The 15,901-nt window shown below is 32.8% G+C and carries 14 protein-coding genes and 1 tRNA gene; 7 read left to right on the forward strand and 8 right to left on the reverse strand.

The genetic code is table 11. The annotated features are described in order from the left end of the window. Positions 1–83: 83 nt before the first annotated feature. Positions 84–1,064, reverse strand: a complete 981-nt coding sequence (trxB, locus tag Q0870_RS09940; protein WP_298555231.1) for a thioredoxin-disulfide reductase — start codon at positions 1,062–1,064, stop codon at positions 84–86. Between the two features lie 171 nt (positions 1,065–1,235). On the opposite strand from trxB, the gene Q0870_RS09945 reads away from it, so the two are divergent. Further along, entirely contained in the window at positions 1,236–2,198 is a 963-nt protein-coding gene (locus tag Q0870_RS09945) for a D-2-hydroxyacid dehydrogenase (protein ID WP_298555233.1), read from the forward strand. A gap of 60 nt (positions 2,199–2,258) precedes the next feature. On the opposite strand, the gene Q0870_RS09950 is transcribed toward Q0870_RS09945, so the two are convergent. The 6 genes from Q0870_RS09950 to Q0870_RS09975 form a co-directional block, all read right to left on the reverse strand. Beyond that, positions 2,259–3,689: a DUF3526 domain-containing protein gene (locus Q0870_RS09950; RefSeq protein WP_298555235.1), complete on the reverse strand. Its 1,431-nt coding sequence runs from the start codon at positions 3,687–3,689 to the stop codon at positions 2,259–2,261. Then, entirely contained in the window at positions 3,682–5,118 is a 1,437-nt protein-coding gene (locus Q0870_RS09955) for a DUF3526 domain-containing protein (RefSeq protein ID WP_298555237.1), read from the reverse strand. The genes Q0870_RS09950 and Q0870_RS09955 overlap by 8 nt, the downstream gene beginning before the upstream one ends. A gap of 42 nt (positions 5,119–5,160) precedes the next feature. Beyond that, complete coding sequence (locus Q0870_RS09960; RefSeq protein ID WP_298555239.1) at positions 5,161–5,862, reverse strand: ABC transporter ATP-binding protein; 702 nt, start codon at positions 5,860–5,862, stop codon at positions 5,161–5,163. Between the two features lies 1 nt (position 5,863). Next, positions 5,864–7,087, reverse strand: a complete 1,224-nt coding sequence (locus Q0870_RS09965; protein WP_298555242.1) for a DUF4374 domain-containing protein — start codon at positions 7,085–7,087, stop codon at positions 5,864–5,866. Positions 7,088–7,114: 27 nt separating this feature from the next. Then, positions 7,115–9,517 carry a TonB-dependent receptor gene (locus Q0870_RS09970; RefSeq protein ID WP_298555245.1) on the reverse strand — a complete coding sequence of 801 codons (2,403 nt, stop codon included), beginning with the start codon at positions 9,515–9,517 and terminating at the stop codon, positions 7,115–7,117. A 108-nt stretch (positions 9,518–9,625) separates the two neighbouring features. Next, entirely contained in the window at positions 9,626–10,030 is a 405-nt protein-coding gene (locus Q0870_RS09975; protein ID WP_298555246.1) for a MerC domain-containing protein, read from the reverse strand. Between the two features lie 63 nt (positions 10,031–10,093). Here Q0870_RS09975 and Q0870_RS09980 point away from each other — a divergent pair, with 63 nt between their 5' ends. Continuing rightward, on the forward strand, positions 10,094–10,489 hold the full coding sequence (locus Q0870_RS09980; protein WP_298555247.1) for a transcriptional repressor: 396 nt from the start codon (positions 10,094–10,096) through the stop codon (positions 10,487–10,489). 70 nt (positions 10,490–10,559) lie between these two features. Here the strand turns inward: Q0870_RS09980 and Q0870_RS09985 are convergent. Next, positions 10,560–10,634 (reverse strand) — tRNA-Pro (locus tag Q0870_RS09985). Positions 10,635–10,793: 159 nt separating this feature from the next. On the opposite strand from Q0870_RS09985, the gene udk reads away from it, so the two are divergent. From udk to scpA, 5 genes are read left to right on the forward strand one after another with little or no spacing between them, the layout of a single operon-like run. Then, positions 10,794–11,399 (forward strand): uridine kinase, encoded by a 606-nt coding sequence (gene udk, locus Q0870_RS09990; protein WP_298555250.1) that lies wholly within the window; start codon positions 10,794–10,796, stop codon positions 11,397–11,399. 1 nt (position 11,400) lies between these two features. Next, entirely contained in the window at positions 11,401–11,721 is a 321-nt protein-coding gene (locus Q0870_RS09995) for a septum formation initiator family protein (protein WP_298555252.1), read from the forward strand. Further along, positions 11,718–13,079, forward strand: a complete 1,362-nt coding sequence (locus tag Q0870_RS10000) for a methylmalonyl-CoA mutase subunit beta (protein ID WP_298555254.1) — start codon at positions 11,718–11,720, stop codon at positions 13,077–13,079. The genes Q0870_RS09995 and Q0870_RS10000 overlap by 4 nt, the downstream gene beginning before the upstream one ends. Next, positions 13,069–13,758, forward strand: a complete 690-nt coding sequence (locus tag Q0870_RS10005; RefSeq protein ID WP_298555256.1) for a hypothetical protein — start codon at positions 13,069–13,071, stop codon at positions 13,756–13,758. Before Q0870_RS10000 ends, Q0870_RS10005 begins: the two co-directional genes overlap by 11 nt. 5 nt (positions 13,759–13,763) lie before the next feature. After that, positions 13,764–15,884: a methylmalonyl-CoA mutase gene (gene scpA, locus Q0870_RS10010; RefSeq protein ID WP_298555257.1), complete on the forward strand. Its 2,121-nt coding sequence runs from the start codon at positions 13,764–13,766 to the stop codon at positions 15,882–15,884. Positions 15,885–15,901 lie beyond the last annotated feature (17 nt).

The following is a 15,901-nucleotide window of genomic DNA, read 5'->3' on the forward strand; positions in this document are numbered from 1 at the left end:
TATGATTGTTCAGTTTTAATTAATAAATTTAATCCTTTAATAATCTGTATCGACTATTTAGGACTAGACAATTTAAATTTTTACTAATTATAATTTGAAGTAGACACTTCAAATGTAGAATCTTTTGCGGCTAAATAACGTTCTGCATCTAAAGCTGCCATACAACCTGTTCCAGCGGCAGTTACTGCTTGCCTGTATACATGATCTGCTGCATCTCCTGAAACAAACACTCCTTCAATGTTTGTTTTAGATGTTCCCGGTGTATTAATTATATATCCTGTTTCATCTAAATTTAAAAAACCTTTAAAAATATCAGTGTTTGGTTTATGACCAATAGCAACAAAGAAACCTGTTGCTTCAATATCATGTTTCTCATTAGTTTGATTATTAAAAACACGAACACCCGTAACCACTTGTCCATCACCTAAAACCTCATTGGTTTCCGTATTAAACAGAATTTCAATATTCTCTGTATTTTGAACTCTAGCTGCCATTATTTTCGAAGCTCTAAACTCATCACGTCTTACCAACATAGTTACTTTTTTACAAAGTTTTGATAAATAATGGGCTTCTTCACAAGCTGAATCTCCTGCACCTACAATCACGACTTCTTGATTTCTGTAAAAGAATCCATCACACACGGCACAAGCTGATACGCCTCCTCCAAGTTTTAAATATTTCTGCTCAGAATCTAAACCCAAATATTTTGCTGACGCACCTGTTGATATAATAATCGTATCCGCATGAATTTCTTTAGTTTCATTTACCCAAGCTTTATGAATATCTCCTGAAAAATCAACTTTTGTAATCCATCCATCTCTCACATCTGTTTCAAAACGTTGTGCTTGAGCCTGTAATTGCATCATCATTTCTGGCCCTGTAACACCTTCTGGATATCCTGGAAAATTCTCAACTTCATTAGTTGTAGTTAATTGCCCACCTGGTTGTGTACCTTGATATAATACAGGACTCATATTAGCTCTTGCAGCATAAATAGCCGCAGTATAACCTGCTGGCCCAGAACCTATAATTAAGCATTTTACTTTTTCTATATTTTCAGACATAATTTCTTTAAATTTTATATGAACAAAAGTAGAATTTTTGATTGAATCCTTACAGTTAAGTTATTAACAGTTGTCTATAACATAATATCTAAAAACTATAACCCATTAAAATCCTATTCAAACATTTATTGTTACTTCATAAGCACTATCTTTAGCCTAAATTTAAAACTTATGAAGATAGTAGTTTTAGACGGGTACACCTTAAACCCTGGAGATTTAAACTGGACTGAGTTAAAGACATTTGGAGATGTTACAGTTTTTGACAGAACGACTTATAACAACGAAGATATTTTGAATAATATCTCCGATGCAGAAATTATTTTTACCAATAAAACACCTATTAACAAGAAAACTATAATCAATTCACCTTCGTTAAAATATATTGGTGTTTTAGCTACTGGTTTCAATGTTGTTGATATTGAAACGGCAAAGGCACGAAACATTACAGTTACTAATGTCCCAGATTATAGCTCGCAATCCGTAGCTCAATTTACTATGGCATTAATTTTAGAATTATGTCATCATATTGGCGCACATAATAATGCTGTTCAGCGAGGGGATTGGGTAAAAAGTAAAGACTTTTCCTTTTGGAATTATCCTTTAATTGAATTAGCTAGTAAAACCCTAGGTATTGTAGGTTTTGGAAAAATTGGTAAAGCTACTGCGAAACTTGCCGAAGCTTTTGGCATGGATATTTTGGTTTATAGTAGAACAATTTATCCTGAGTTAGAAACCAGTAATTTAAAATTTGTTTCATTAGATGATTTACTTCAAAACTCTGACTTTGTAAGTTTACATTGCCCGTTAACTCCTGAAACAGAAGAAATCATAAATAGTACTTCTATTGAAAAAATGAAAAACAGTGCGTTTTTGATTAATACATCTCGTGGACCTTTAGTAAACGAAAAACATCTAACTAATGCATTAAATAAGAATAAAATTACCGGAGCTGCTATTGACGTAATTTCAGAAGAACCTATGAAAGAAACTAATCCTTTATTAGATGCAAAAAACTGTATTATTACGCCACACATTGCTTGGGCTCCCAAAGAAGCAAGACAACGTTTAATGGATACTAGTATCGAAAATTTAAAAGCGTTTTTAAATGGTAAACCTTTAAATGTTGTTAACTAGAAATCGTTATATAATATTAGCATAAATAATCATTCAACTTAATATAGAGGTGTTCCCCAATTAACTATTTTTCATCTTCATAAAACCTACTAGTCCTATAAGTACCAAGATAAGGGCAATCTTTAGAAAACTAAATAGTACCATACTCCATCGTTCATTACTTTCTTTCATTTTAAAAACTGGACGTTTAGAATAATCCTCTTGAGTGATTGATTTATCCCAAAAAAGTCTATCATAATAAAACGAAGTGATATCTTTATGAAATTTAGTCAATGCAGATTGATAGTTCAAAAAAGTATTTAAATCAGTCTTTGAAATCAATGTAAAAGCATCTTGCATATTTACTGCAGGATTTATCCAAAGAAATTGGTTAACCCATTTATTTCTTTTACCGATTTGGCTATTATACGCATCAACATCTTTTTTGCTATGGCTATCTTTTAAAGCAGTAAAGGCTGCATAAACTTTAGCGTAACGATTATTGTTAAACAAGCTATCACTAGCCTTGTATTTCGGGTTGTGTTCCAAAAATTCGGAGAGCACCTCTGTTTGTTCCTTTTCATCATTTTCATTTTCCAAACCTGTTCTACGGGTAAGCTCTGCTAAATGGGTGGTATCAATAGGGTATTTACTTATCATCCAAACATTTAATACAGCAGGTATAACCAATAAAAATAGCAACCAACATCCTGCAGCACAAATGGCATTGAATGCTGAACTTTTAAAAAAACTAATAATTAAAAACATCAAGCTAAACCAAAAGGCACTGTATAAAATAACTCCTGCTAACCAAGCCACAGCCGCTAAAAAGTTTTCGTTAGAAAATATATTGCTTAAAACAAGTAGTCCTATTAAAGAAATAAGGAGTGCTAAACCAGTAATAAGCATAAAATAAAACAGTAATCTTGTTACTACTATTTTTCTAATACTAATGGATTGAATTCTTAAAAATGCAAGTACACCGCTTTCCTTTTCTATAGAATAAAGTCCAAAAGCAAAGGCTATGACAAGTAATGGAAAAAGATAGATGATGACAAATGACAAGTCAAAATTACCAACATACAGTTTAACAGGGTTGGCAATTTCGTTTTCAAAAAGCTGATAATACAAACTCATTCCTGTTAAACGATGGTAGTAAGGGTGCAAATCGCGCTGACCTATGGCAAGTGCTGCATAGTTATGTGGAGGAAGCACGGCATGATATCCATGCCTAAACCAAGCATAAGAAGGGTTTGATGCAATGTCTCTTTTTCTTTTTGCATCAACCGAGTTTAGTTCTTCATCAAAGCTTATTTGATATTGATAAAACTCATCTTCTTCTATTTTTTGAACATCAGAAATGGTTTTTTTCTGCACATTCACTACAGATGCGCCATAATAAATAGCGTACATTCCAAAAATAAAAATAATTGCCAAAAGCAATAACTGAAATTTATTACGCACAAAAGACCTCCATTCATAGCGTATAATTGTTTTGGTTATTTTATCCATTGTTTAGCTTTGTTTTACGGGTTATGTAATTCAGTAATAGAATGAGCAATATTATCCAACTAAAAAGAGAAACAAATTCCAATACATATTTCTTTAAAGTGCTATAAATTGAAGGCGTTTTGTATTTAAAATCTTCTACCGATTTCCACATATCCAATCCAACGCTATATTCATAAAATTCCCCATAATTAGAGTTTTGCGCCATATCATTATTCATTTTTTTTATGAAGATTCTACGGTAATTTTCTACTTTTTTTTGAAAATCTACTGAGGCACTTAAATCTGTGGCACTAAGCCCCATAGATATATTTCGCAATGCCATGTAAGGGTTAAATAGGCTTACGTAACTTCCTAATTTATTCTGTTTATTGAAAATATTTAAAAGTCTACCCCAATGTACATCGTACACCTTATCTCCATATTCTTCTCCTGCCTGCATGCTTACACCTTCAAAATTAAAAGGGAGTTGTTGTACGGAATCTACCTTGTATTTCTTTAAAAGTTCCTTTTCCAATTTCGCCATTCTTACAGCCTTTGGTGTTTTTCCGTCCAATCCATTTTCCTTATCCTTTAAAATACCTTCTTTATAGATTTTCATTGAAGGCAATGGGTATAAACTCTCTCCAAAATTGGCCATGGTTTTAGGAATAATAATAGTAAACAGTATCCAACAGGTAAGTAAGGTTAACAAGGCATTCCTACTTACAGATGACTTTAATGACACCAATACAGACAATACAACAAACAAAAAAATATAGGCCATATAGGTAGTACCTAGCAACCCAATACGCATCCCTAAATCCGTAATTGTATCTGGGGTTTTTAGCCAATAAGACAGTAATAAAATACCCAATATAAATGGTGTTAAAATAGTGAGCAGTATTATAAAGTACGCCATAACCTTTCCCCAAGCAATACTGGTTAATGTTACACCTTGACTGTTTAACAACCGTAATGTGCCTCTTTCTTTTTCTTTTGTGAAAGATGCATAGGCTAAAAAAATAATAAGCAACGGCATTAAAATTTGTAGTACTAGAGCAGAACTTAACTCACCAAACCGAATCATACTGTTATGGTCTTGCGCAGGTCTAAACATAAATTGATGCTGATAATGCGCCTCTAAATAAACAGAAGTCCCTGTATAAGTATCCAATCCAAAATCAAATAAACTTAATACCGTTTTAGGCTTAAAAATAAAAGTTCCAAAATGTGCTGCAATATGTGGATGCTTATCTCCCTGCTCTAGCCATTCTTTACGCTTTTCATCTTGAGCTTTGGTAATAGCCTTCTGTTGCTGCTGATATGATATAACACCTGTGAATAACGAGATACCCAACAGCACTAGTATAATACTGGAAAGTGCGAGTACCAATTTTTCTCTAAGGGCAATTTTTATTTCTTTTTTAGCAATAAGAATGTAAGTTTTCATCTTTATACTTTTCTTTAGTGCTTTGCAAAACACCAACATGAATTAATTATGCATATGCTTTAGATATAATTTTTCCAAATCTTGAAAATTAACGTCTTTGGATTCAAACTTTTCAACTAGTACACCTTCTTTCATAATACCAATATGGGTGCCCGTATCTTTTGCTCTAAAAAGGTCATGAGTTGCCATTAACGTAGCTACTCCTTTAGCTTTCATTTCTAACAAAAGTTCAGAAAACTCATTACTTGCTTTAGGATCTAAACCTGATGTTGGCTCATCCAACAATAATACTTTTGCCTCACGAGCTCTTGCCAAAGCAATACCCACTTTTTGCCGCATGCCCTTAGAGTAGTTTTGCACCCTTTTATTTATAAAATCTATTTGCAAACCTGACTGCTCAAGTAATACCCCCAACTCCGCTTTAGCATAATTTTTACCACCCAATCCACAGAAAAAATCTAAGTTCTCTAAACCTGTCAAATTCGGGTAAAGCATTAGGTTTTCTGGGATGTAGGATAGAATTTGTTTCGTTTCTAACGGATGCTTAGTAACGTCTATACCATTTATAGTTGCACTACCACTAGTAGGTTCTATAAAATTTAAAAACAAGTTTATGGTTGTAGATTTTCCTGCGCCATTAGCTCCTAAAAGGCAAAAAATGTCGCCTTCTTTAATTTCTAAATCAAGAGCGTTCAATGCTGTGAACGCTCCGTATTTTTTTGTTAAACCATTTGTTTTAAGCATCTTAATCCAAACTTTTAAACCCTGTGATATACCCTCCTGTTGATGTAAACATTTTTGTTGGAGTGTTAGCACCGGCGTTTAACTCATAAAGTGCATTTTCATCATTTGTAGCAATAGTAAATGCCACTTCATTATCATTAAAAGAAGTAACACTCATCCCTCTTGTACCATAAGTTGTTGGCAACCCAGCAACAGCTCCTAAACTTGTTTTATTTTCTAAATCAATTTCAAAATACTTGAATTGAGGGTTACCCGTACTAAATTCCCAAAAATCAGTTTCATCCTCAACTTTTGCAGTATAGGTTTTGCCATTTGCATGTAAAATCCCATAACAAATATTACCTGTTGCTTCGCTAAGATTAAGAAAATAGTCTGCATCAAATTCAGAAGTACCATTCTTAATTCTTACTATACCACTAGGTGCATTTCCTCCACCATCAGAAGTTCCCTTACCTTGCACATAAATATCGCCATTGGCCATTTTAATCATTCCTGCATTAGAAGTAGGTCCGCCAAAAAGCATCCCTGTTCTCTGGTCTTCAATTACTTTCTCTACGGTATTAGTTTCAAGATTAATAATTGCCACATACGCATAATCATTAATTGGCACAAAATTATTCTCATAATGAACAGTCATAAATAATTTATTGTCACGTTCAACCATATCTAAATAATAAGTACGATTAGCTTCAGGAAATTTATCGGTAACATCTTTAAGAGAAACCTCATCTTGAATACGCATTGTTGTTGGATCAAATACTATAAGCTTAGAAATTCCTCCAGCAACTGTTGCATAAGCCGTATTTTCGTCCTTAAAATGTATGGTACTAAACGTATTAGCACCTGGTACTACAATTTTATTATCTTCTTGGGCAAGTCCATTTTCATCAAACTTATATTTAACAAGGTTTGCTGGTGCCCCAAAAGGTTTAGCATACATATAATCCCCTTCTACAACAACACTTGAGGTACCCGTAAGTTCTGTTGCTTTATCGTTTCCAATGGTAGAAAAATTAAGATTCTCAAATCCTTGTAAATAGGTAGTGGTGTTTGGCCATGCACCACTAACGGTAGCCATTCCAAACTTAATTTCTTTTTTCATGGAAGGCGAATCATCATTTGAAGAATCGTCACTACTGCAACCTACTGTTAATGCTAGGGTCAGTACACCTAGAAAAAGGCTTTTTAAGTTAATTAATACCGATGTTTTTGTTTTGTTTTTCATTTTTAATCTTACTTTAATTATTATAATTTATTTTAAAAAAGTTCTAAGGGTTATATAAAATGCCCTTCCTGGGCGTTGTACGTTAAAATTGTCGAATGCTTTTTCATCAAAAACATTGGTTGTTTCTAGGGTTATAGACATATTATTCTTAGGTATTGCATACGATATGCCTACATTTTGAATAAACTGAGCGGGAATGGTATTTTTTAAATCTTTGTTACCATCGACATCCCAAAACAAAAAATATTCATGCACATAATTGGAATTCCACCAAGCCGAAAATTTATTTTTACCTCCTAGAAAATTTCCTTTTTGATAGCGTACTTCTGCATTTCCGAAGAGATAAGGAATATTGGGTAATCGCGCATTAAAATATCGGTTATCTACAACTCCTGTTACATTTTGGGGAGAACGATTTCTTAAGTCTTGATATGTGGCATTGAGTTTTATATCTAAAAAATTGTAGGGGTGATATACTGCTTCTGCTTCAACACCAGTGGTTAAAGATTTCAATAGGTTTTGATATTGAGCAAAGAATTGTGATGTTCTTAACCAGATTACATGATCGGTAAGTCTATAAAACGATTGTAACTCAAGTTTTAGTTTTGAAGTATTCCATTGCACGCCCAAATTAATATTATGGCTTTGCTCAGGTTTTAAAAATGGGTTGGGCCTTACTAAGATAAAATCACCAAACAATTCAAATTCATCGGGCAAACGTGTAGCATATTCATAGGATACTTTTGCCAGCATCTTGGATGACATTTGGTATTTAAAAGATTGGGACACTCCAATATTGGATAAGGATTGCTTATTGGGTAAAAAATTAAGATTCTCAATGGCATAGCCATCAGCCTCTAAAATAAAGTGCTTTATGGCTGTATAACTGGTAATTTTTTCTTTAAAAGTATGTTGGTATGCCAAACCTATGGCATTCTTAAACAGCTTGGTAGGGTTGGTAAAATAATCTTCTCCATAAAATTCTGCAGCTATAGGGTCTTCTCCTACTCTGTGAAACCAAGACGTAAAAACATTTAAGGTAAACTGTCCTCTTTCCCAAGCATCATATTTTAAATTCAATCTACTAATAGCATTTTTTGAAGTAAGCTGTAGTGAATTTCCAGAGGAAGATACCTCCCCTCCCGAAGGTCTGGTATCGAAAATTTCGCCATCCCAAGTGTAGGCGTTTAAACTTGTATCTTTAAAATGCCCATTGGTTAGGTTAGTGCCTACATACCATTTTGCGCCTAAATTTTGTAAAAGCGCTCTTTTTTCATAGGATGCTGAAAACCCAAGCGTGTTTTCATCATAAGTTACCTCGCCGTAAGGTTGCGCCATTATAGCGTTATGCTGTATTTCATCATCTAACCCAGAAAATCTGGCATTAATTATCAATCTATCTGCATAAGATTTATCATAAACCCCCGCATATAAACTCATCATATAATTAGAAAACTTATCGTGAAATCGCTTTACAGTAACAGGGTTTGGATTACCAAATTCATCGGGAATTTCTATATCAATCTTGTAGTTGTTGTCTGAATGATTGTAAAATGAATTTAACCCTAATATGGTATTATTCTTAGTATTTACATACTGGCCATTTACATTTGCTTTATGTGTATTGAAAGAACCTGCCGAATACGAAACATCTAGATAATTAGTATAACTTTTTCTAGAGATGATGTTGATTCCCCCTCCCAAAGCATCGGCACCCAAATCAACAGGAACAACACCTTTGTAAACTTCAATCTGTTCCATAAGATTTATGGGAATTATGTTGATTCCCAATCCTGAACCGTAATATTCCATAGGAATACCATCTAAAAAGAATTTAATTTGTTTGCCTGACATTCCATTTATAAAAATCTCTGCATTACTTCCAAAGCCCCCTGATTGCCGTACATTTATACCAGACACTTGTTTAATAACATCACTTGTATTGTTATTCTGTGTATAAAGTTCTTTAGTATCTAGTACGCTAACACTAGCAACACTTTGTCTCAATTTTTGGGATTTTGATTTTGCTATTACAGTAACATCGTCAAGTGCTGAAACTTCTTCTTCCATTTTGAAAATCAATTTCAAAGGCGCTCCTTTTTCCAGTATAATTTTTCTTTGAATAGATTTATACCCTATATAAGAAACATTTACTACATGATTGCCAATAGGAACTCCTTGTACCTTGAAGCTTCCATCTGTGCTAGTAATGGCACTTTTTTCTAGTGCTATAAAACTTACATGAGCTCCTGTTAATGGGGCACCATTTATATCTGTTATTTTTCCTAAAAATGAGGTTTCTTGGGAGAAACCTGGTATAAAAAAGGCAAAAGCCATAACGGTTATAACAATACCGCTATGAGCTGTTTTTATTGAATTACTAATTTGTTTGCCCACACGATTTTTTGGTAAGCCTCTTGCTTTTAGCATAATCTTTTACGACTTAATTTGTAATTAATTGTATTAACAAATGCATCTCTATAATTTGTAGCAATATGATTATCGTCAATAAATTCAATATTATCCTTATTCATTTTTTTAGAGTTTATTCACACAACATGTTTTATTTTTACATTGACAAAACCGACTGCTATACCAATGAAAAAATATTAAACCTAAAGAAGGCAAGTAAATAGCGACTTCTGAAATGTTAAACCAACCTACTTTCTCGTTCACTATTATAAACACTAGTAATAACCAGCTCGCAAAAAGCGTAATTGTAATCCATTTTTTTGATACAGTCGTACTAGATTTATATATTGCAAGCGCAGAAATAATTAGGAAAATAAAGTCTATACTAGACCACCACAAAGGTTTAGCTTCACAGCACTTTATAACATGAACTTGAACTGCAAATAAAAATGGAGTGGCGAGACAATGTATAAGACATAAGCTACTTGACAGAATACCTATTGTATCTGATTTATTAATGGTAAAAGTCATTGAGATAATTTTAATGCAACCTAGTTGCAATATTACTTTAGATTTTTTTAAAATGCAACTCAGTTGCAATATATTTGTGTTATGGGCATTACAAGACAAACAAAACAGGTAAAAACGTTGATTGCTATTTTTGATAATGAAAACAGAGCTATATCGGTTGTAGATTTGGTAAAATCCTTAGAATCTGAAATGAATAAAACTACCGTATATCGCATTTTAGACAAGCTTATGGATGATGGTATTGTACATTCATTTATGGGTAAAGGTGGCCTTAAATGGTACGCAAAGTGTCAAGATTGTAGTTGTGATACTCATAATGATGTGCATCCACATTTTCAATGTAAAACATGTGGAGAAGTTGAATGTTTACCCGTAAAGTTTACTTTACCTCCTGTAAATGGTTATAAAGTTGAGTCCATTAACTTACTAATGATTGGAGAGTGTAATAATTGCTCTTAGTTATTATTAAGAATTAAAAGAAAAAGCTGTAAAATAAAAAAAGTCGAACTTTATAAAGTTCGACTTTTTGTCGGGGTGGCAGGATTCGAACCTGCGACCTCCGCGTCCCAAACGCGGCGCGATAACCGGGCTACGCTACACCCCGATTTATGGTTATCTGTAACGGGATGCAAATATAGAGTTTTCTTTTACATTAAAAATCATTTTTAAACTCTTTTTTTAGTTTTTTAAATTATTATTTCTCAATAAAATTTTTGCAAAAATTAATCTTAAATTTGTTTAATTAAAGCCAAAATTAATAGTTATGCTAATTATTGGGATTGCAGGTGGAACAGGTTGTGGTAAAACTACTGTTGTAAACCAAATACTTAATGAACTCCCGGAAGGTGAAGTTGGTGTAATATCACAGGACTCATATTACAAAGATACTTCTCACTTATCTTATGATGAACGAGTGAAAATTAATTTTGACCACCCGCGAAGTATCGATTTCGAATTATTAGCAGAACATGTAAAAGATTTAAAAAACAACAAAGCCATACACCAACCCGTATATTCTTTTGTAAAACATAATAGAACTGGTGAAACTTTATTAACAAACCCTCGAAAAGTAATGATTATAGAGGGTATTTTAATCCTTACAAACCCTGAATTAAGAGATATGTTTGATATTAAAATTTTTGTTCATGCAGATAGTGATGAACGCTTAATAAGGCGTTTAAAACGCGACATATCAGAGAGAGGAAGAGACTTAGATGAAGTCTTAAATAGATATCAAACCACGTTAAAACCGATGCATAACCAGTTTATTGAACCTATGAAAGAATATGCAGATATTATAATCCCTAACAACAAACACAATACAGTTGCTATAGATATAGTTAAAACTATAATAACAGAAAAATTATAACATGGCACTTCAAAAAAACAAATATTTAAAACCTTTTAAAAATATATTCATACTTATATTAGTTGTATTTGCGGTTTGGATGTTGTTTTTTGATGCCAATTCTTGGCTTATTCACCATGAATTAAATACTGAAGTTGAAGATTTAAACAACGAAAAAGAGTACTATAAAAAAGAAATAGAAAAAGACAAAATAGATTTAAAAAAAATTAGCACAGAGGAAGGTTTAGAGAAATTTGCAAGAGAAGAATATTACATGAAACGTGATAATGAAGAAATTTACATTATTGAGTATGAAGATAGCTTAAAAACAAAAAAAAAATGAGTAATAATTTGTTTGATGAGTTTGACGCTGTTTCTGCAAAACAATGGAAACAAAAAATACAGTTCGATTTAAAAGGTGCTGATTACAACAATACACTTATTTGGAAAACTAATGAGGATATTGATGTAAAACCCTTTTATCATGGTGATGATTTCGAAAAACCCATTGATATTTCTAATACAAAAACTAAACACTGGAAAATTTGCCAATCTATATTTGTTGCTGATGTTAATAAATCAAATTTAAAAGCTATTGATGTTCTTGAGCGAGGTGCTGAAAGCATTAAATTTATTATTCCATCGGAAAACATTTCAATTGAAAGCTTAATTAAAAAAATCAATCTTAACACCACGATTTTATATTTTGAACTGCAATTTCTTTCAGAAGATTTTATTAAAAAAATACACGAAATCGCTCCAAAAGCTAAGATTCAAACAGATATTATTGGGCATTTAGCTAAAACTGGTAACTGGTTTGAAAATTTAAAAACGGATTTTAAAACATTTAAATCTATTATAAAAAACTCAGCATCGTGTAGTATAAATGCTTCACTTTACCAAAATGCAGGCGCTAACATAACTCAGCAATTAGCTTATGCTTTAGCTCATGCCAATGAATATTTGAATATTTCAGAAAACGAAGACCTTAATTTAAAATCACTTAGCGTCACATTTCGTATTTCAGTTGGAACAAATTATTTTTTTGAAATAGCAAAATTAAAGGCTTTACGAAAGCTTTGGAATACTTTAGCCTTGGAATACAATGCAAATCCAGATTGCGAAATTATTGTTACTCCAACAAAACGAAACAAAACACTTTACGATTATAATACAAACATGTTGCGCACCACAACAGAATGTATGAGTGCAATTCTAGGAGGCTCCAATACAATTTGTAATTTACCTTATGATTTTTTTTACCATAAAACGAATGAATTTGGAGAACGCATTGCAAGAAATCAACTTTTAGTCTTAAAACACGAAAGTTATTTTAACAAAGTTAATAACCCTTCAGACGGTTCATATTATATTGAAAATTTAACCCATCAACTTTCAAAAAATGCTTTAGAGTTATTTAAAAACATTGAAGCCAATGGCGGTTTTTTAAAGCAGCTAAAAACAGGGACTATTCAGAGAAAAATTAAAGAAAGTGCCATAAAAGAGCAATATGATTTTGATAAAGGTAACGAAGTTTTGTTGGGTTCCAATAAACACCCAAACAAAAATGATAAAATGAAAAACGAGTTAGAACTTTATCCTTTTGTTAAAACCAAAACAAGAAAAACATTAATAGAACCTATAATAGAAAAAAGATTATCAGAACATTTAGAACAAAAACGATTAAAAAATGAAAATTAAAATGAACTCAAAAATTACGCTTCTTACTTTTTTATTATTTTTTATTGCTTTTAGCTGTAAAAAAGAAAGTCCATTTTCAAACTTTAAATATGCCGACAAACCTGTTGCCTTTGAATGTGAAGGTGTTAATGCTAAATTATTAAACGAAGCACTTTATAGTTTTGAAGATGATATTACAAATCATTTTAACAAAGGCAAACAAAACCGTAGATTAGATCAAGCTTACTCACAAATTATACGAAATTCTGTTTTTGGAAAATTAAAACTAGAAGACATTATTTCAAAACACACTGTTGAAATATTTGAGGCCTTAAAAAATGAAGATGATCTGTGGGATGCCGCTAACACTAAAAGTCACTTAAATTATAATAGTACTACCTTAAGTTGTATTGCAAACAATATAAAAGACAGTAATTTAAAAACCACTTTAAATGCACTTATATCTACAAACAGTATGGCTCCTAAACTTTTTGGACCAGCTTTAGTTAGCAAATACAGAAATGCGTTAGCCGATAAAAACTTAGCCTTATATGTAGCTTTAGATTTATATTATGCCAAACTATTTGACATAGATTTTAATAAAGTTAACTTGGAAAAACCTGAGCAAAAAGTAGATTTTAACCAACTTCCAGCTGTTGAAAAAACAGAAATAGATCCACATGCAGGACATAATCATTAAATAACTTGAGCAGAAAAAATCTTCAACATATCAAATTAAAGTCAGAGGTCGAAAATAAGGAGTTTGATACTTCAATTTTTCGAACTGCTGAAAATATTGATATAAAATCAACTTATACAAAAAATGATATTGAAGGTTTAGAGCATCTAGATTTTGTAGCAGGAATTGCTCCCAATCTCAGAGGTCCATATAGCACCATGTATGTACGAAGACCATGGACTATTCGTCAATATGCAGGATTTTCAACTGCTGAAGAAAGCAATGCTTTTTACAAAAGAAATTTAGCTGCAGGACAAAAAGGCCTTTCGGTTGCTTTTGATTTAGCTACGCATAGGGGTTACGACTCAGACCATGAACGCGTTGTTGGAGATGTAGGTAAAGCTGGTGTTGCGATTGACTCGGTTGAAGACATGAAAATACTCTTCGATCAAATTCCCTTAGATAAAATGTCGGTTTCTATGACTATGAATGGAGCCGTATTACCCATTTTAGCGTTTTATATTGTCACTGCCGAAGAGCAAGGTGTAAAACTAAAACAATTAGCTGGTACAATTCAAAATGATATTTTAAAGGAGTTTATGGTTAGGAACACTTATATCTATCCGCCTACCCCTTCTATGAAAATTATTTCTGATATTTTCGAATACACTAGTAAAAATATGCCAAAATACAATAGCATTAGCATTTCTGGTTATCACATGCAAGAAGCTGGTGCCACCTGCGATATTGAGCTAGCATATACACTAGCAGACGGATTAGAATATATTAAAAAAGGGTTAGCAGCAGGCATGGATATTGACACCTTTGCTCCTCGCCTATCTTTTTTCTTGGCTATTGGCATGAACCATTTTATGGAAATTGCCAAAATGCGAGCTGCTAGAATGCTTTGGGCGAAATTGGTAAAACAATTCAGTCCTAAAAACCAAAAATCTTTATCATTACGAACACATTGTCAAACTTCTGGATGGAGCTTAACGGAGCAAGACCCTTTTAACAATGTAGCTCGAACTACAATAGAAGCTGCTGCAGCAGCTTTTGGAGGCACACAAAGTTTGCATACTAATGCTTTAGACGAAGCTATTGCTTTACCAACTGATTTTTCAGCAAGAATTGCTAGAAACACCCAAATATTTTTACAAGAAGAAACCAAAATAACAAAAACTGTTGACCCTTGGGCAGGAAGTTATTATGTTGAAAAACTAACCCATGATATTGCTAAAAAGGCTTGGACTTTAATTGAAGAAATTGAAGAACTTGGAGGCATGACTAAAGCTATTGAAGCTGGCATACCTAAGATTAGAATTGAAGAAGCTGCAGCAAGAAAACAAGCTAGAATAGATTCTGGGCAAGATATTATTATTGGCGTTAATAAATATAGACTCAAAGAAGAAGATCCAATTTCGACACTAGAAGTCGACAATCAAACAGTTAGGTATTCTCAAATAGAGCGATTAAATAGAATTAAGGCTGAAAGAAATTCAGATAAAGTTAAAGCTACTTTATTAAAATTAACTAAAGCTGCTCGAACGGGAAAAGAAAATTTACTAGCTTTAGCTATTGAAGCTGCTCGTGAACGTGCCACTCTAGGAGAAATTAGTGATGCATTAGAAGCAGAATTTGGAAGGCACAAAGCACAAATTAAATCATTTTCTGGCGTGTATAGTAAAGAAATAAAAGACGATAAATCCTTTAAAAAAGCTCAAGAGTTAGCTGATATTTTTGCAGAGCAAGATGGCAGACGCCCTCGAATCATGATAGCAAAAATGGGACAAGATGGCCATGACCGTGGTGCAAAAGTAGTAGCAACTGGTTATGCCGATGTTGGCTTTGATGTTGATATTGGTCCGTTATTCCAAACTCCGCAAGAAGCAGCAAAACAAGCTGTTGAAAACGATGTACACATTTTGGGTGTGTCCTCATTGGCAGCCGGTCATAAAACCCTAGTCCCTCAAGTTATTGATGCGTTAAAGACTTATGGTCGTGATGACATTATGGTTATAGTTGGTGGCGTAATCCCTAAACAAGATTACCAATATTTATTTGATGCTGGAGCAGTCGCCATTTTTGGGCCAGGAACGAAAATTAGTGATGCTACTATTAAAATTTTGGAAATATTAATAGATTAAGCAAATAACTATCAATA

Source organism: uncultured Algibacter sp. (assembly GCF_947487575.1).
Classification (GTDB): domain Bacteria; phylum Bacteroidota; class Bacteroidia; order Flavobacteriales; family Flavobacteriaceae; genus Algibacter_B.